Below are 17836 nucleotides of genomic sequence, written 5' to 3'. Positions count from 1 at the left end.
AAGAGAAAACACCAGATAAAGCCTTTAATTATCAATAAACTATAACGACCCTGGAAAAAATATAATAAATAACGTAATAACATTTGCGCTAAGGCGGACACTAAGAGAAAATACGGGCAATTTTTTTCTTATTAACATTTCAGATTTGGAGTCCCTATGTCGTCGCGTCAAGAGTTGGCCAATGCAATCAGAGCCCTCAGCATGGATGCCGTGCAAAAAGCTAAATCAGGTCACCCTGGAGCCCCTATGGGTATGGCGGATATCGCCGAAGTATTATGGCGTGACTTTTTAAAGCATAACCCGGCCGATCCTAACTGGGCCGACCGCGACCGTTTTATCCTGTCCAACGGTCACGGCTCTATGCTGATTTACTCCCTGTTGCATTTATCCGGTTATGATCTGCCGATTGAAGAACTGCAAAACTTCCGTCAGTTGCATTCTAAAACCCCGGGCCACCCGGAATACGGTTACACGCCGGGTGTAGAAACCACTACCGGCCCGTTAGGCGCAGGTATCTCCAATGCCGTAGGTATGGCCATTGCCGAAAAAACCCTGGCGGCACAATTTAACCGCGAAGGTCACGATATCGTTGATCACTTCACTTACTGTTTCTTAGGCGACGGTTGTTTGATGGAAGGTATTTCCCATGAAGCCTGTTCATTGGCCGGTACCTTAGGTCTGGGTAAACTGATCGCTTTTTGGGATGACAACGGTATTTCCATCGACGGCCATGTTGAAGGCTGGTTCAGCGATGATACCCCGGCACGTTTCGCCGCTTACGGCTGGCATGTGATCAGCGATGTTGACGGCCACGACTCACAAGCCGTTGCCAAGGCCATTGAAGAAGCGAAATCGGTCACCGACAAGCCGACCATGATTTGTTGTAAAACCATTATCGGTTTCGGCTCCCCCAATAAGTCCGGCAGTCATGACTGTCACGGCGCACCTTTAGGCGAAGAAGAAATTGCCGCTGCCCGTGAATTTTTAAACTGGCCACATGCCCCGTTTGAGATCCCGGCCGATGTTTATGCCAAATGGGATCAAAAAGAAAAAGGCCAGGCGAGCCAGACCAGCTGGAACGATAAATTTGCTGCCTACCAGGCTGCCCACCCGGAACTCGCCGCTGAATACCAGCGCCGGGTGATTGATGGCAACTTACCTGCTGATTTTGAAGAAAAAGCCAACGCCTTTATCGCCCAGTGCCAGGAAAAAGGCGAAAACATCGCGTCACGTAAAGCCTCGCAAAATGCCATCGAAGCCTTCGGCAGCCTGTTGCCTGAATTACTGGGCGGCTCCGCCGACTTAGCCGGCTCTAACCTGACCTTATGGTCCGGTTCAAAAGGCATAGAAACCGACCCGGCCGGTAACTACATCTACTACGGTGTACGTGAATTCGGTATGAGCGGTATCATGAACGGTGTCTCCCTGCACGGCGGTTTCATCAACTATGGCGCTACCTTCATGATGTTTATGGAATACGCCCGTAATGCCGTACGTATGTCGGCGCTGATGGGGATCCAGAATGTCTTTGTTTATACCCATGACAGTATCGGTCAGGGTGAAGACGGCCCGACCCATCAGCCGATCGAGCAGTTAACTAACTTAAGAACCACCCCTAATATGGTGACCTGGCGCCCTTGTGATGCCACCGAATCTGCCGTTGCCTGGAAAGGTGCGGTTGAGCGCCGTGACGGCCCGACATCACTGGTATTTAGCCGCCAGGGCCTGCCTGCCCAGGATCGTAGCGAAAGCCAGGTAAGCGATATTGCCAAAGGCGGTTACATCTTAAAAGACAGCGAGGGCACCCCTGACGTGATCTTAATTGCCACCGGCTCTGAAGTTGCCCTGGCGATGTCCGCAGCAGAAAAACTGAGCGCAGACGGCAAACAGGTGCGTGTGGTTTCCATGCCGTCTACCAATGTTTTCGACCAGCAAAGCAGCGATTACAAAGAGTCGGTATTACCGTCAAACGTCACTAAACGTGTTGCCATCGAAGCCGCCCATACCGATTTCTGGTATAAATATGTCGGTTTCTCAGGTGCGGTCGTCGGCATGACCACCTTTGGTGAGTCGGCGCCCGGCAATGCCTTATTCGAACATTTCGGCTTTACCGCAGACAATGTGGTTAACACAGTAAACAACCTGGGTTAAGTGCCCAAAACAGGGAACAGCAGCACGTTTGTTGTTGCTGTTCCCACCTTCACTTTAGTTTCTACTAGCGATGAATTATGCCCATAAATATTGCCATCAATGGTTTTGGCCGCATCGGCCGCAGCATTGTTAGAGCACTCTATGAAAATGGCCGCAATCAGGCATTCAACCTGGTCGCCATCAATGAATTAGCAACGCCGGAAGGCATCGCCCATTTATTAAAATATGACTCTACCCATGGCAGGTTTTCCTTTGCCGTGGAACAAACCCCGCAGGGACTGAACATCGCCGGGGATGAGGTCAAACTCACGCATATCGACGCTCTCCACCAGCTTGACTGGCAAGCCCACCATGTCGATATCGTGCTTGATTGCACCGGTAAATACGGCTCCCAGGCAGAGGGACAGCAACATATCGACCAGGGGGCAAAGAAGGTGCTGTTTTCACATCCCGGTGCCCAGGACATCGATGCTACTATTATTTACGGTATCAACCACCAACAGCTCGGCGCACAGCATAAAATCGTTTCCAACGGCTCCTGTACCACCAACTGTGTGGTTCCGGTGATCAAGGTCATCGAAGATGCCTTCGGTGTGGAAAGCGGCACCATTACCACCATACATTCTTCCATGCATGATCAACAGGTGATAGATGCCTACCACAGCGATCTGCGCCGTACCCGGGCGGCAAGCCAGTCCATTATCCCGGTGGATACCAAACTGGCGGTCGGCATAGAGCGGATTTTACCCCAGTTTTCCGGGCGTTTTGAGGCGATAGCGGTACGGGTGCCAACCTTAAATGTTACCGCGATGGATTTAAGCTTAACCCTCAATACCGATGTCACCATAGCCGATATCAACAACGCCATACAGTATGCCCAAACCAACGGCCTGGCGGGGATTTTAGGCTATACCGAAGAGCCGCTGGTTTCCATTGATTTTAATCACGACCCTCATTCCTGTATCGTTGACGGCAATCAAACCCGGGTCAGCCATAAACGCCTGGTAAAATTATTGATCTGGTGCGACAACGAATGGGGATTCGCCAACCGCATGTTAGACACCGCAGAGGTCATGGGCCATGCGCTTTAATCGCCCCTCGCCCGATAAGACTTTTTCTGTTCCTGTACAAAAATTTTTAGCAAACGCTATTTCCGAAGCTCCTGCTCTCCGGGTAATAGCGTTTGTCCAGGCACTAGCCACTAACCTCTTTCATCTTTATCTATTAACTCATCCAATTAAGGGAGATTTATCATGTCTGTCATTAAAATGACCGATCTGGCTCTGGCCGGTCAACGGGTACTGATCCGTGAAGATCTGAATGTACCGGTAAAAGACGGTAAAATAAGCTCAGATGCCCGTTTAAAAGCGGCGCTGCCCACCATTAAACTGGCGCTTGAAGCCGGCGGCAAGGTCATGGTGATGTCTCACCTGGGCCGCCCGGTTGAGGGCGAATTTAACCATGAATTTTCCCTGCAGCCTGTGGTTGATTACCTGGCAGCGGCATTAAATTATCCGGTACGCCTGGTAACAGATTATTTAGACGGCGTAGAAGTCGGCGCCGGCGAGCTGGTGATCTTTGAAAACATCCGTTTTAACAAAGGCGAGAAAAGCAATGACGATGCTTTGGCCAAACAGTTGGCCGCCCTTTGTGATGTCTTTGTTATGGACGCTTTCGGCACCGCCCACCGCGCCCAGGCCAGTACCCATGGCGTAGCCAAATACGCGCCTACCGCCTGTGCCGGTCCGTTATTGGCGGGTGAACTTGAAGCCCTGGCCAAGGCCCTGGACAAACCCGCCCGTCCGCTGGTGGCCATTGTCGGCGGCTCAAAAGTCTCCACGAAATTAACCGTACTGGAGTCTTTAGCCGGTGTTGTCGACCAGCTGGTGGTTGGCGGCGGTATTGCCAACACCTTTATTGCCGCCCAGGGCCACGGCGTCGGTAAATCCTTATATGAAGCAGACCTGGTCAGTGAAGCCCAGCGCTTAACCAAGCAGGCGCAGGACAATAACGGTGATATCCCGGTACCGAGCGACGTTGTCGTCGGCCAGGAATTTTCCGAAAGCGCCGTGGCGACTTTGAAACCGGTTGACCAGGTTGCCGCCGATGACATGATCTTCGATATCGGCCCGGATTCCGCCCAGGCACTGGCAGACATTATCGCCAAGGCAGGCACCATAGTATGGAACGGCCCGGTAGGCGTGTTTGAATTTGATCAATTCGGTAAAGGCACTGAAGTCATTGCCCGGGCCATTGCCGACAGCAGCGCCTTCTCCATTGCCGGTGGCGGCGACACCTTGGCTGCGGTTGATAAATATAATATTGCCGATAAGGTTTCTTATATTTCTACCGGCGGCGGCGCTTTCCTGGAGTTTCTTGAAGGCAAAAAGTTACCTGCCGTGGAAATCCTCGAGCAACGCGCTAAATAGTGCCTCTTGAACTCGAGGGAAAATAGTTTAATACTTGCAATTACAAGTGTTAAACAAGCGTACCGCTAAGGTACTCATTTAATTACCCGATATAAGCAGATCAGTAGTTTCACTGCTCTGCTTCCTGCCCAAACAGAAGGAATATGAACATGGCTAAAGCTCATATGCTGGAAAAAATAAAAAACCAGGATGGTTTTATCGCCGCCCTCGATCAAAGCGGCGGCAGCACCCCAAAAGCCCTGCGACTTTACGGCATAGAAGAAGATGCATACCGGGGAGATGACGAAATGTTTGACCTGGTACACCAGATGCGCACCCGCATCATCACCAGCGACGTCTTTAACGGCAGCAGAGTTTTAGGGGCGATCTTATTTGAAAATACCCTGGACCGGAAAATTGCCGGCTTAGACAGCGCAGCCTATCTGTGGCAGAAAAAAAATATCGTACCTTTCCTCAAGGTCGATAAAGGCCTGGTCGATGAAGAAAACGGCGTGCAGCTAATGAAAGCCATGCCGGATTTAGGCAAGTTACTCGATAAAGCCAATCAGCAAGGGGTCTTTGGCACCAAAATGCGCTCGGTGATCAAACTCGCCAACGAAGCAGGCATCAGGGCTCTGGTAGAACAACAATTTTCTATTGCAAAAGAAATATTGGCCAAGGAGCTGACCCCGATCATTGAGCCGGAAATCGATATTCACAGTCCGGAAAAAGCAGCGGCGGAAGCTTTACTCAAAACCGCCTTGCTGGCACAACTCGATGCCCTGCCCGGCGATAAGCCGGTGATGCTCAAACTGACCTTGCCCGAGAGCGATAACTTTTACCTCGAATGTATCAAGCACCCTAAAGTCCTTAAAGTGGTCGCCCTTTCCGGCGGTTATACCCGGGCTCAGGCCAACGACAAGGTAACAGCAAACCATGGCATGATCGCCAGCTTTTCCCGGGCACTGACCGAAGGACTGAGCCAGAAGCAAACGGATCAGGACTTTAACCAAGCGCTGGATAATGCCATAGAAAGTATTTTTCAGGCATCTAAGAGTTAATCTGAGCAAAACAAGGTAAAACAACAAAAACACCTGTTGTTAACTTTCACCGCCAATTTCAGTAAACACCACTCTCCCCGGCCATTTCGCCGGGGTTTTTATTACTTTTTTCGTAATTTTCGAACAAAATACGGCTTAATTTAAAATCCTCGATTTAAATCCACTTATCTGCAAACTTCACTGCCAGTTAGCGGCGAGTTCTGATATAATCCTGGCCCGCAAGATGAAAGCTTTCATCGCAAGATACACTTTTCACCGAATTAATGACAAATTTTACTTAGGAGTAGTTTCATGGCTTTAGTTTCTATGCGCCAAATGCTAGATCACGCTGCAGAGTTTGAATATGGTATTCCCGCATTTAATGTCAACAACTTAGAGCAAGTTCGCGCCATCATGCAGGCAGCCAGTGATACCGATAGCCCGGTGATCATGCAGGCCTCTGCCGGTGCCAGAAGTTATGCCGGTGCTCCTTTTTTACGTCATTTAATTCTTGCCGCCATCGAAGAATTTCCTCATATCCCGGTAGTTATGCACCAGGATCACGGTACCTCTCCAAGCGTCTGCCAACGTTCCATCCAGTTAGGTTTTTCTTCGGTAATGATGGACGGCTCATTAGGGGAAGACGGTAAAACCCCTACCAGCTACGAATACAATGTTGATGTTACCCGCCGCACCGTAGAAATGGCGCATGCCTGCGGCGTATCGGTTGAAGGTGAGTTAGGCTGTTTGGGATCATTAGAAACCGGATTGGCCGGTGAAGAAGACGGTATCGGCGCAGAAGGAGTATTAAGCACCGAGCAAATGCTGACAGATCCGGAAGAAGCCGCCGATTTTGTAGCTAAAACACAAGTAGATGCCCTGGCCATTGCCTGTGGTACTTCCCACGGCGCCTATAAGTTCACCCGTCCGCCGACAGGTGATATCCTGGCTATCGACCGCATTAAAGAAATCCACACCCGTATCCCGAACACTCACCTGGTCATGCACGGCTCTTCTTCCGTGCCGCAAGAATGGCTGGCAGTCATTAATGAATTTGGCGGTGAAATGCCACAAACTTACGGCGTACCGGTAGAGCAGCTTCAGGAAAGCATTAAACACGGGGTGCGTAAGATCAATATCGATACTGACTTACGTTTAGCCGCCACCGGCGCCATCCGCCGCTTTATGGCACAAAACCCAAGTGAGTTTGATCCGCGTAAATACCTGAAAGCTTCCACTCAGGCCATGTATGAAATTTGTAAGGCCCGTTACGAAGCCTTCCATACCGCAGGTAATGCCAGCAAGATCAAGGCTGTATCTTTGGAAGAAATGTACCAGAAATACCAAAGCGGCCAGTTAAAGGCACTGATCAAGTAAAGTGTTTTCTCAATATTGTATTTAGCTTACGCCGGGAACATGTAAGCTGACCATACATCCTGTATATAAAAAGGGCTTCGGCCCTTTTTTATTGCCAAACTCTTATTTTTATATGTTTACTTATAGTTAAGCCGCCATTTTTTCTCTATAATAACCGCGAAATTTTGCCCAAGTCATGTGTGTCGACGTTAATATTCGGCAAAAATTCTGTGCTCCGTACTCATAAACACTACTAAAGAGAATGCTAATGACATCAAAACTGGCAACCGCCGTACTTTGCCTGGTCCCCCTGGCAGCCACCGCCGCCGAAAACAGCGAACAGCCGGCTTCCCCTTTTACCACATCGGCCGAGCTGGGTTTTCTTTATCAAACCGGTAACACCAAAAGTGCAGATATTAAAACCGGTTTTGATCTCAAATATGAAGAAGAGAAATGGAAAAGCATTTTCGAATTCGACCTGCTGGTGAAAAAAACCGAAACTGAAGATGAAGACGGCGATACCAGCATGGACACCAGCGATCAAAAATGGGAACTGGTATCACAAACTAACTATACCTTAGGTGTAGAAGAAAAAAATTATGTCTATGGCAACTTCGCCTACAAGGACGACAGATTCAGCAGTTTTGAAAACCAGTCATCGCTGTCCCTGGGTTGGGGTCGCCGCTGGTATGAAAGCGAAACGGCAAGTTTTGACGCCGATATCGGGCCGGGCTTCAAACGAGATGTCCTTAAAGATACAGACGACAGTTCAGGCGAAACCAGCAACAGCTTTATTATTCAGGCCCAGGCCTTGTATTTACGTAAGCTAAACGAACATGTCGAGTTCAGGCAGCAGTTTACCGCCAAGTATTCACCGAAAAGCGGAGAAAACAGCACCTATAAGGCGGAAAGCTCGATCACCACCAAATTGATCGAAACCCTGCAGCTGAAATTCAGTTTCACCATAGATCACAATACCGAAGTTGAAGCCGATAAAGAAAACACCGATACCCAAACGGCCATGACCTTAGTCTACAGCTTCTGATCACATCGACAGGCAGAGTGACCAAGCATTTACTCTGCCTGATTTGTTCCAGATATGGCTTGCCGCGAAAGCTTACCAGTATCACTTAGCAAAGCTCATTCCCCCTACTCATGAGAACATAGCAGCAGCTCTTCGCTTAACCTTTGATGTAACATCTGATAACTCTGAATAAACTCCCGGTAGATACCTTCATCAAGGTTATCTTCAACAATCGCACTTAGCACCAGATTGGTTTTTTCATACATGGCCGTACCGCAAATATTTAAAGTCATTTCCTTTATTTTCTCGACACCGGCCAGCATTTCCCGACTTTTCCCTTGCTGATAAGCTTGTGTGAAATCATTGATTAACCGCGGCATCTCCGCCAAAAACAATTGCAACAACTTATGCTCAAATCCGGTATTGTGGTTGATTCTGGCCAGCAAATCCTGCTTACTCCAGATAATGGTTGTTGAGCCGGCTAAACTGAGTTTTACTTGTTCCTGGCAAGGCAAATCAGCATTCAGCTTGACCGGCTCCTTCACCACCGGCTTACTGAGCTTGCCGGCCTGCTCTTTGATATCAGACTTGTACCAGGCCAGTAGTTTTTTCTTGAGAAATTCAGCCTGGATCGGCTTAGCAAGATAATCACTCATGCCCGCCTCCAGGCATTTTTCTTTATCCCCTTTCATGGCATTGGCGGTCATGGCAATGATCGGGATCTTGGTATGCATTTCACCGCCGGCTCCCCGGCGGATTTCGCGGGTCGCCTGGTAACCATCCATTTCCGGCATTTGGCAATCCATCAGGATCAGATCATAGGGCGTATCCTGTTGCGCCATTTTCAAGGATGTCAGCGCCTCGAGGCCGTCATTGGCAATATCGGCATGAATACCGTATTCTGCCAGAATATGACCGGCCACTTCCTGATTAACACGGTTATCTTCAACCAGCAATACCCGGCAATCTTTTATGCTCTCTGAATCGGCTTTTTCCTGTTTGAGATGCTCCGAAACCTGAAGTTTTTGCTGATCATAGTTCAGCCCCTGCAGGTAATGGTGAGTGATCAAAGGGCGTTCCCCGGGCGGGGGCTTCTCGTCGTTCAGGACCAAGGCCAAAGTATCAAACAAATCCGATAAGGTCGCGGGTTTAGGGAAATAACCGTCAAAGCCGATACCGGCAAAATAACTGGCATCTCCCCGTGATGCCATAGAAGTCATCATCACCAGTTTTAACATGTCCAGCTCACTTGATTCACGAATACGACGTCCGAGCTCGGCGCCGTCCATATAGGGCATTTGCATGTCTAGAAATGCCACTTTAAAATCGGGTCTTTCCTGCCTTTGCAGCAGGGCAAGCGCTGCCAGACCATCTTCTGCCTCCGTCACCCTGGCTCCCCAAAGCTCAAGTTGCTCTTTTAATACCAGGCGGTTGGTCTGGTTATCGTCAACAATGAGCAAATCGACATTCTTGACATCAATTTTAGGTATAAACACAGACGAACATTCGCTAAGCTCAAGTATGATATCAAAACTAAAACAGCTGCCGTGGCCGGCATTACTGCTGACTTTGATATCTCCCTGCATCAACTGGCATAACTGTTTGGAAATGGCCAGCCCAAGTCCGGTACCGCCATATTCCCGGGTCGTGGAAGCATCGACCTGAGTGAAAGAATCAAAGATAGCAGTAAGTTTTTCTTCCGGGATCCCTATACCGGTATCGGTAACCGAGCAAGAAAAGTTTACCTGCTTTTCATTCTGCTCAAAAACTTCGGCGCAGATCAGTATCTCTCCCTTAGCAGTAAATTTAATGGCATTACTGACCAGATTGGTTAAGACCTGGCGCACCCGCCCGGGATCTCCCTTCACATGGCTGAACTTGATGTTGCTGACATCCAAAATGATCTCCAGCCCTTTTTCCTGGGCTTTAAAGGCCATGCCCTCGGCAAACTCTCCCAACAAACTCAACAGATTGAAATCAATCACTTCCAGATCCAGTTTACCGGCTTCAACCTTGGAGAAATCCAGGATATCATTAATTATCGTCAGTAAAGATTCGGCACTTGAAGTGGCCAGTTTAACCCTGTGATATTGCTGCTCCGATAAATCGCTGCGCTTCAACAACCCCAACATACCTAAAACACCGTTCATCGGCGTGCGGATCTCATGACTCATGCTGGCAAGAAATTCCGCCTTATGGCGTACGGTATCTTCGGCAAGCTCCCGGGCCTGGATCAATACCGACTCGGCCTCTTTTCGATCGGAAATATCATAATTCACCCCGGTCATCAGCACTGCATTGCCGCCATCATCGTAATTCACCTGGGCGGCTGCTTTAATATACTTAACACCGCCATCACGAAGAACAATACGAAATTCATGATCAAACGGGATATGCTGCTCAATCGCCACTTTAATCGCCTGCTCCGCTGCGCCAATATCTTCAGGGTGAAAGAGCTTTCTCCAGTCATCATAACTGCCGCCGAAGTCACTTTCTGCAATGCCATAGAGCTTAAACATCCACTTATCCCATATCAGGACATCATGAACCAGATCATATTCCCAGATGCCGATGCCTGCCGAATCTGTCGCGATTGAAATACGGGTATTTGCCTGCTTAAGGGCCAGTTCAGTAAGTTCCCTTTGGTGCTCCAGACGTTTTTCAGCAGAAATATCCCGGATAATGCCGGTAAAAATATATCCCTGGGGGGTTTTCACTTCGGAGATGGCTAAATGAATGGGAAATATCTCTCCCGACTTTCTCATCGCTTCGAGCTTGCGCCCCATCCCCATAATGCCGCTAACACCGGTTTTAACATACTGGCTAAGAAAACCATCATGTCTACAGGCGTACTCATCAGGCATCAGGGACTTGATATTTTCCCCAATCATTTCTTCTTGCTGATAACCGAAAATAGATTCCGCCGCCCGGTTAAAAGACTGGATATCTCCCTGTTTATCCAGAGTAATAAAAGCATCCGCGGCACTGTCAAATACCGCATTGAGCTTGTTTACCGCCTGTTCAGCTTCATTGGCCAGCACTATTTGCCTGGTCAGGGATAAGTTCATACGGGCAAACAGGTTATGAAAATTACGCGCCAAGACACCGATTTCATTATTTGACTTAACCGGCAATTCCCCTAAAGCGCCGGTTTTATCATAATTTTCCAGGGTGTGGATAATGCCCGTTAGCGGGTTGGCAATACGCCTGGCGGCAACAATCGCCAGCGCCAGTGCCATAAACGCCAGTGCAGTCCCCAGGATAATACTGTGCTCTTTAAACTGGGCAAAAGCCTGCAAACTGTCCAGGTTATTCCCCAATACCAGTAACCTAAGCGGGTGACGGTTATCAAATTTTTCCAACCTTATCCGGGTATAGTGGCCGGAAAACAGCCCCTGATCAACCTCAAGGTTTTGCAGACTCTGCTCCTGATTATTTCCGGCAATGGTTGCGGTTAATTGTGGAAATTCTTCCTGCATTAAAAACCTTTGCCCGAGCTCAAAGCCAAAGGTTTTATCGCCATCCGGATGAACGAGATAATCCCCTTGTTCATTAGCAATATATAAGCGCAACTCCGACAGTTCATTTGTTCTCAGTTCATTAATAAAATAGCTAAAGTCGACACTGATGATCACCAATCCAAAAGGCTGCCCGTTCAGCGGATGAAAAACCGGCGTTGCCACCCTCAGCACCGGCTGATGAGGCAGGGAAACCTGCTCTTGATCCCGGGTCAAATTGATATCTGAAAAATAAACCTGACCAAGGTTTTCCTTCAAAGCGGCAGAAAAATAATCCCGGTCCGCCTTGTGCTGCAATTTCGCTTGCGGGATGCGAATGGGTTTATTGCTGCTAAGGCTACTGATATTCACCAGCTCCAAGCCATCATTGGCCACGCCGATATAACGCAGTTTCAAATAGTAAGGTTTGGCATTGATAAACTCGACAAAAATTTGCTCCAGGCGATCTTTCCACAAGCCGTAGTCATGTTGATCTTTGTTGATTGTCGCATAGGCCAACCCCATGATCGGCGGGGTATTGCTAAGAAACAGCACATCCGAATGCGCCTGGGAATAAAGTTTCTCTATCAGGGGCTCAACCAGCTTGGCTTCGATCGCCAATTTTTTCGACTCCTGAGTCAATAGCAGGCGTTTGCTTTCCCCGTAAAACATCAGACTCACCAACAGCACAATAGTGATGGATAAGATAAAAGCCACCACGGGGATCTGTAACCCCAAAGATTGTCGGACCTGACCAACATCCAACAGGTTTTCCGGCTCGCTAAGCTGACTTGTGTCGCCAGGTGGCATAGCGGCAGCTTCCAGCGGCAGGATTTCTTTTTCAGTATTTCCCCTAAACCGGCGTAATTGGTACAAGTCAATAATGATCCCGTACAAAACACAAGCGTAGGCAAAAATTTTCAAGCCGTGGGCAATATTAAAGTGATTGTCGAATAGAGCACTAGAGCCAAAAGCCATATGTACCTGTGTGGTGGCTTGCGGGATGATAGCAAGTAAAAGTCCCAGCCTGGCTAATGAGGGATTGAAACGATAAAGGTTCCAGTACAAAGTTGCCGCCACTATGTATAAACCTAAGGGCAAGACATCATAGGGACGTGCAAGTAAAGTGTCGCTAAACATGGTTTGCGGCAAGTTATCACTGACCGCCGCCCAATGCACACAAACATACGCAAAACTGGCAAAACAAGCACTGATGAACAATAAAACCTTTAATTCCCGGTTTTTTTTATCCATTCCCAAAGCAGCCGATTTTTTCTGGCGGTAAAGCCACAGCGCAATAAGACTGCCGGTACAAATGATAATGGCATTAAAACTGCGGGATAAAGCCCAGGTAAAAGGAATAAAGTCGGTATTATTGACATTAGCGTCAATGATACGGGTCGCCGCCAGGGTATGAAAGGCATCTACCGAACCGGCACAAAATACCGCAACACCTAAAATGGGGATGGCAATATCGCCACGGGTACGATAATGCAAAATAGCCGCGAGGAAGGCCAACAAGGCAAACACCACCGAAGACCATTCCAGTAAGGCATGGTGAAACGCCCCGGCAAAAGCTAAAAATACCGTCTCATCAGTCAGCTTTCCCCCGCCTTCAGGGCGCAACTCGGCTTTAGGCGAAGCAAAATCTACTCCGGATAAATTCAACAGGGCAGGTAAAACACATATTATTACCACAAACAAGCAGTAAACCTGGCGGCGGGAGAGCTGGCTGAAAAACTTATTTATCCTAAACAAATCGGCAGTAGCAGGTTGTTTGGCCATAACATCTCATCCGTAAGAGTATGATGTTAAAGTTAGCAGAAAAACAAAGAATTGAAATAAAAACAGCAGGATTTACCAGCAATCCCGTTATCTTAATAACTGATATCTTAGCCGGGCCTATCCCAAATAATAAGCCGAATAAAGAGACCGGATAAAAAAAGCCCGGCAAAACCGCCGGGCTTGACCTGAAAGCCGCTTGCACGGCTAAACCAACAGCAAGATTTTAGCTGAACTGGTTCATGGTATTGTCTTTACCTGAAGCCTTGAGCGCGGCATCACCGGAGAAGTATTCTTTGTGATCATCCCCGATATCCGAACCCGCCATATTCTGGTGTTTGACACAGGCAATACCCTGGCGGATTTCCTTGCGCTGCACCCCCTTAACATAACCTAACATGCCTTGCTCGCCGAAGTATTCTTTGGCCAGGTTGTCGGTGGACAATGCCGCGGTATGATATGTCGGTAAGGTGATCAAGTGGTGGAAAATACCCGCCTGTTTCGCGGCATCCGCCTGGAAGGTTCGGATTTTTTCATCCGCCAGCACTGCCAACTCAGTACTGTCGTATTCTTCACTCATCAGCTTGTCGCGATCGTAAGCGGAAACATCCTTGCCTTCTTCTACCATAAGGTCAAATACCTGCTGACGGAAATTTAACGTCCAGTTGAAAGAAGGCGAGTTGTTATAAACCAGTTTCGCATCCGGCACCACTTCACGGATGGCATCCACCATAGCCCCGATTTGGCCGATATGAGGTTTCTCGGTTTCAATCCAGAGTAGATCCGCACCGTTTTTCAATGAAGTAATGCAGTCAAGCACACAACGTGCTTCACCCGTGCCCTGCTTGAACTGGAACAAGTTGCTGGCCAGGCGTTTCGGGCGCATTAACTTGCCTGCCTGGTTAATGATAACATCACCGTTTTGCATGTTCTCTGGAGTCACTTCTTCACAATCAAGAAAAGCATTGTACTGATCACCCAAGTCGCCCGGCTCTTTAGTCACGGCAATTTGTTTGGTCAAACCGGCGCCTAAAGAATCGGTACGGGCAACAATCACCCCGTCTTCAATGCCCAGTTCAAGGAAGGCATAACGCACAGCACGAATCTTGGCAAGAAAGTCTTCATGGGGCACGGTTACTTTACCGTCCTGGTGGCCACATTGCTTTTCATCGGAAACCTGGTTCTCAATTTGAATACAGCAAGCACCCGCTTCGATCATTTGTTTGGCCATTAAATAGGTGGCTTCGGCATTACCAAAGCCGGCATCGATATCGGCAATAATCGGCACCACATGGGTTTGATGAGAGTCAATCGCCGCCTGAACTTCTTTTTCTTTCGCCGCATCGCCGGCTGCTTTCGCCTGATCCAGCTCGCGGAACAGGCCGCCTAATTCACGGGCATCCGCCTGGCGTAAAAAGGTATATAACTCTTCGATTAAACCGGCTACCGAGGTTTTTTCGTGCATGGACTGATCCGGTAAAGGACCGAACTCAGAGCGCAGCGCCGCCACCATCCAGCCGGAAAGGTAGAGATAACGACGATCGGTATTATCGAAATGTTTTTTGATGGAAATCATTTTTTGCTGGCCGATAAAGCCATGCCAGCAGCCCAGGGACTGGGTATATTTACTGCTGTCGGCATCGTAGTTTGCCATGTCTTCCCGCATAATCGCCGCGGTATATTTAGCAATATCTAATCCGGTTTTGAAACGGTTTTGCAAACGCATCCGTGCCACTGACTCAGGCGAGATTGCCTGCCAGCCTTCTTGTTTAGAAGAAATAAGTGACGCTAAAGAATCAATTTCGCTGTTGTAGGTAGACATAACACTTCCTTTGGATAATCTTTTTTAAGAAAAAGTTTTGATGTAACTGGGCCAGGTTTAATCAGGCTAGATGCAACTCAATCAAATAGCCAAATGTAACCCGACATAAAAGCTTTCACATCGGACAAGCAAAATACTATTCCAGCAAATCAGCATTTACAAAATTTATATGTTACATAACCAAGATTCACGAAAGAAATGTTAGTATATATACTCTAATCAAAGAGAAAAGGAAAAACATTATATTTCAAGAACTAAACAGCAAAAGCGATTCAGGCACAGGGAATAATTTACAGCCATTTTTTTGTAATAGATTGAATCCCGGGCTTGTTTGCCTTTATAGTAGTCACATCTATATCAGTTATATTTTTATTGAAGATCATTAAGTTTATGAATATTTCTAAGATTGATTTAAACCTGTTGATTTACCTTGATGTGCTGCTAAGGGAAAAAAATGTCACCCGTGCCGCCAGACAGCTAAATATCACGCAGCCGGCCATGAGCAACGGCCTCAAACGTCTAAGAACCCTGTTTAATGATCCTATCCTGGTGCGCACCTCAGACGGCATGGTGCCGACAGAGCGCGCCAGGTCCCTGGCCCCCGCCATCAGAAAAATATTGCTTGAGCTGGAAGAGGCGCTGCAGGGAGAAGAAGAATTTAACGAGCAAAACAGCCAGCGGGTCTTTCGCCTGATGGCCAGCGATTATGCCGCTTCCACTTTGCTGCCCGGGTTATTGAGGCGCATCAACCAGATTGCCCCTAACATCACCATAGATATTATGACCCCGAGCGATGTCACTTTTCATGATGTTGAAGCGGGAAAAATCGACATGGCCATTAACCGCTTCGATGAGTTGCCCCAGTCGTTCCATCAAAAAACCATCTGGCGCGATACCTTTTCCTGCCTGCTCAGTGCCGAGAGCCCTGTGGTATCAAAGTTTAACCTCAACTCTTATCTCGCCTCCAAGCATGTCTGGGTGTCAAAAACCGGTTTCGGCGTCGGCGTCGGCATGGACCCCAAAGATGTCCAGAAGCTTGGCTGGGTAGATGAAGCCCTTGCCAGGCTCGGCAAAAAACGCGACATCAAGGTCTTTACCCGTAATTACCATGTGGCGATGCAACTGGCCTATGAAGATGATCTGATCGCCACCCTGCCGTCTAAAGCCGCGTTATTACATAAAGACGACAGTAATTTTACCATTTTAAAGCCGCCTTTTGATATTCCCGAAATAGAATTAAAAATGATCTGGAGTCCGCTGCTGCACCATGATGCCAGCCATATCTGGTTCAGGCAGCTGGTGATTGAGGCCGCCGCCCAAAGCTAATACTCCCCTTAAGGCTGGCTTTTTCAGTCCAGTGTGTATAAGGCAAGTGGTTTTAGCCAAATGTTTTTCAGCTCATGTATTTGAGCCAAGGAGTTTCCCCTGTGCCTAAATTCAGCCGTTTCAAGCATAAACCGCTCTTTATCTGCTTATACAGTATTTTTGCCATCGCCGTCAGCCTGGGGGCGGGTAAGGTGCTGGCGGCAACCCTGGGGGGACTGCCGGGCAGCCTGCACGGCATGATAGTCTTTACCGCGCTGCTGCATTTTCAGGTTTTCGATGCCCAAATCATCAAACCCGCCATCACCTGGATTATCCAGCATATGGGGGTATGTTTTGTCCCGGCGGGGGTTGGCATTATCAATCATTTTGAGTTGATTCAACAACACGGACTGGCCATCGTCGCCATTATTTTTATCACCACTTTTATCCTGTTAACCTTTGTAGGCTTGTGCTGCGAGCATTTTTGCCAAAGCAAAACCGTAAACAAACAACCGGGGGCCTGATAGCATGTCATTTCCCGCCTCCACAGCAGATATCTTTACTTCTGTGCTGTTAATCCTGGCCACCATCACTCTGTACCAGGGTTTCGCCTGGCTGCAAAGGCGCAGCAGGCAAGTCTGGCTTAACCCCATGTTACTGTCCATCTTAGTGATCATTCCCTGCCTGCTATTAACTGAAATGCCGTTTCAGCAGTTTTACCGAGCCACCGAGCCGCTGAATATGCTGCTAGAGCCTGCCGTTGTCGCCCTGGGTTTCCCCTTGTACCAGCAGCTGTCACAGATAGCCAGGCAGTGGAAAGTGATCTTTTCCCTGCTGATCTTGGGGGCCTTACTGGTGATCAGCATCAGCTTTTGCTTGACCATGCTATTGCTCAATTATCCGCAAATCGCCGTTTCCCTGTCACTTAAATCTATCACCACCCCGATAGGCCTGGCGTTAACCAGCGAACTTCAGGGGGATACTTCGGTGACCGCTTTTGCCATTATCCTGGCCGGGCTTTTTGGCGCCTTACTGGGTCCTGCCTGGCTTAAGGCGATAAATGTCCATTCACCAAAGGCGCAAGGGCTGGCCATAGGCGCCGCCAGCCACGCACTGGGCACCGCCACCATCAGCAAAACCAGTTACGAGCACGGCGCCTATGGCTCGCTGGCTTTGATCATATCCGCCATAGTCACCGCCCTGATCAGCCCGGGACTTATTGGTTACTTGCAGGTTTTCTTTACCGGCTTTGTTGGCACTTAGTGTTGCTGTTCATTATTTACCAGGGTATAGACTGCGGTATGAAAAGTTCAGCTATACGGGGGATTATCACGACATCAGGACTGGTAGCCAGTAGCGATAAAAGGTATGGATTGCTAGTGACGGGCAGGTAAATACTAACGCTTAGGTTAACATGCGCTAACAGCAAGGCGATTCCCCTCAGGGTTGCC

Annotated in this window: 11 protein-coding genes; 9 read left to right on the top strand and 2 right to left on the bottom strand. The window is 48.5% G+C overall.

The annotated features are described in order from the left end of the window. Positions 1-156: 156 nt before the first annotated feature. The 6 genes from tkt to SG35_RS07290 all read left to right on the top strand — a co-directional run bounded on the left by tkt (position 157) and on the right by SG35_RS07290 (position 8000). Complete coding sequence (tkt, locus tag SG35_RS07315; protein WP_044830621.1) at positions 157-2151, top strand: transketolase; 1995 nt, start codon at positions 157-159, stop codon at positions 2149-2151. Between the two features lie 77 nt (positions 2152-2228). After that, positions 2229-3242 carry an erythrose-4-phosphate dehydrogenase gene (epd, locus tag SG35_RS07310; protein ID WP_044830620.1) on the top strand — a complete coding sequence of 338 codons (1014 nt, stop codon included), beginning with the start codon at positions 2229-2231 and terminating at the stop codon, positions 3240-3242. A gap of 162 nt (positions 3243-3404) precedes the next feature. After that, positions 3405-4580 (top strand): phosphoglycerate kinase, encoded by a 1176-nt coding sequence (locus SG35_RS07305; protein ID WP_044830619.1) that lies wholly within the window; start codon positions 3405-3407, stop codon positions 4578-4580. A 143-nt stretch (positions 4581-4723) separates the two neighbouring features. Next, positions 4724-5620, top strand: a complete 897-nt coding sequence (locus tag SG35_RS07300; RefSeq protein ID WP_044830618.1) for a fructose bisphosphate aldolase — start codon at positions 4724-4726, stop codon at positions 5618-5620. Between the two features lie 291 nt (positions 5621-5911). Then, complete coding sequence (fba, locus tag SG35_RS07295; protein WP_044830617.1) at positions 5912-6976, top strand: class II fructose-bisphosphate aldolase; 1065 nt, start codon at positions 5912-5914, stop codon at positions 6974-6976. Positions 6977-7223: 247 nt separating this feature from the next. Continuing rightward, positions 7224-8000, top strand: a complete 777-nt coding sequence (locus SG35_RS07290) for a DUF481 domain-containing protein (protein ID WP_044830616.1) — start codon at positions 7224-7226, stop codon at positions 7998-8000. A 104-nt stretch (positions 8001-8104) separates the two neighbouring features. Here the strand turns inward: SG35_RS07290 and SG35_RS07285 are convergent, their stop codons facing one another. Further along, entirely contained in the window at positions 8105-13261 is a 5157-nt protein-coding gene (locus tag SG35_RS07285; protein WP_053042748.1) for a response regulator, read from the bottom strand. A gap of 223 nt (positions 13262-13484) precedes the next feature. Further along, positions 13485-15080, bottom strand: coding sequence for an isocitrate lyase (locus tag SG35_RS07280; protein ID WP_044830615.1), 1596 nt, complete (start codon positions 15078-15080; stop codon positions 13485-13487). A 390-nt stretch (positions 15081-15470) separates the two neighbouring features. On the opposite strand from SG35_RS07280, the gene SG35_RS07275 reads away from it, so the two are divergent. The 3 genes from SG35_RS07275 (at position 15471) to SG35_RS07265 (ending at position 17648) form a co-directional block, all read left to right on the top strand. Then, a complete protein-coding gene (locus SG35_RS07275; RefSeq protein WP_044834958.1) occupies positions 15471-16406 on the top strand; it encodes a LysR family transcriptional regulator in 936 nt (311 codons plus the stop codon). A gap of 101 nt (positions 16407-16507) precedes the next feature. Then, positions 16508-16909 (top strand): CidA/LrgA family protein, encoded by a 402-nt coding sequence (locus SG35_RS07270; RefSeq protein WP_053043312.1) that lies wholly within the window; start codon positions 16508-16510, stop codon positions 16907-16909. Between the two features lie 4 nt (positions 16910-16913). Beyond that, positions 16914-17648 carry an LrgB family protein gene (locus SG35_RS07265; RefSeq protein ID WP_044834956.1) on the top strand — a complete coding sequence of 245 codons (735 nt, stop codon included), beginning with the start codon at positions 16914-16916 and terminating at the stop codon, positions 17646-17648. The last annotated feature ends 188 nt before the right edge of the window (positions 17649-17836 follow it).

The organism is Thalassomonas actiniarum, from assembly GCF_000948975.2.
Taxonomy (GTDB): Bacteria; Pseudomonadota; Gammaproteobacteria; order Enterobacterales; family Alteromonadaceae; genus Thalassomonas; species Thalassomonas actiniarum.
This window is presented reverse-complemented; position numbering and strand designations above follow the sequence as displayed.

Excerpts from the sequence above, each read along its gene's own strand:
- fba (WP_044830617.1), top strand. The coding sequence starts at position 5,912 with ATGGCTTTAGTTTCTATGCGCCAAATGCTAGATCACGCTGCAGAGTTT.
- SG35_RS07275 (WP_044834958.1), top strand. The coding sequence starts at position 15,471 with ATGAATATTTCTAAGATTGATTTAAACCTGTTGATTTACCTTGATGTG.
- SG35_RS07290 (WP_044830616.1), top strand. The coding sequence starts at position 7,224 with ATGACATCAAAACTGGCAACCGCCGTACTTTGCCTGGTCCCCCTGGCA.
- SG35_RS07265 (WP_044834956.1), top strand. The coding sequence starts at position 16,914 with ATGTCATTTCCCGCCTCCACAGCAGATATCTTTACTTCTGTGCTGTTA.
- epd (WP_044830620.1), top strand. The coding sequence starts at position 2,229 with ATGCCCATAAATATTGCCATCAATGGTTTTGGCCGCATCGGCCGCAGC.
- SG35_RS07285 (WP_053042748.1), bottom strand. The coding sequence starts at position 13,261 with ATGGCCAAACAACCTGCTACTGCCGATTTGTTTAGGATAAATAAGTTT.
- SG35_RS07280 (WP_044830615.1), bottom strand. The coding sequence starts at position 15,080 with ATGTCTACCTACAACAGCGAAATTGATTCTTTAGCGTCACTTATTTCT.
- SG35_RS07305 (WP_044830619.1), top strand. The coding sequence starts at position 3,405 with ATGTCTGTCATTAAAATGACCGATCTGGCTCTGGCCGGTCAACGGGTA.
- SG35_RS07300 (WP_044830618.1), top strand. The coding sequence starts at position 4,724 with ATGAACATGGCTAAAGCTCATATGCTGGAAAAAATAAAAAACCAGGAT.
- tkt (WP_044830621.1), top strand. The coding sequence starts at position 157 with ATGTCGTCGCGTCAAGAGTTGGCCAATGCAATCAGAGCCCTCAGCATG.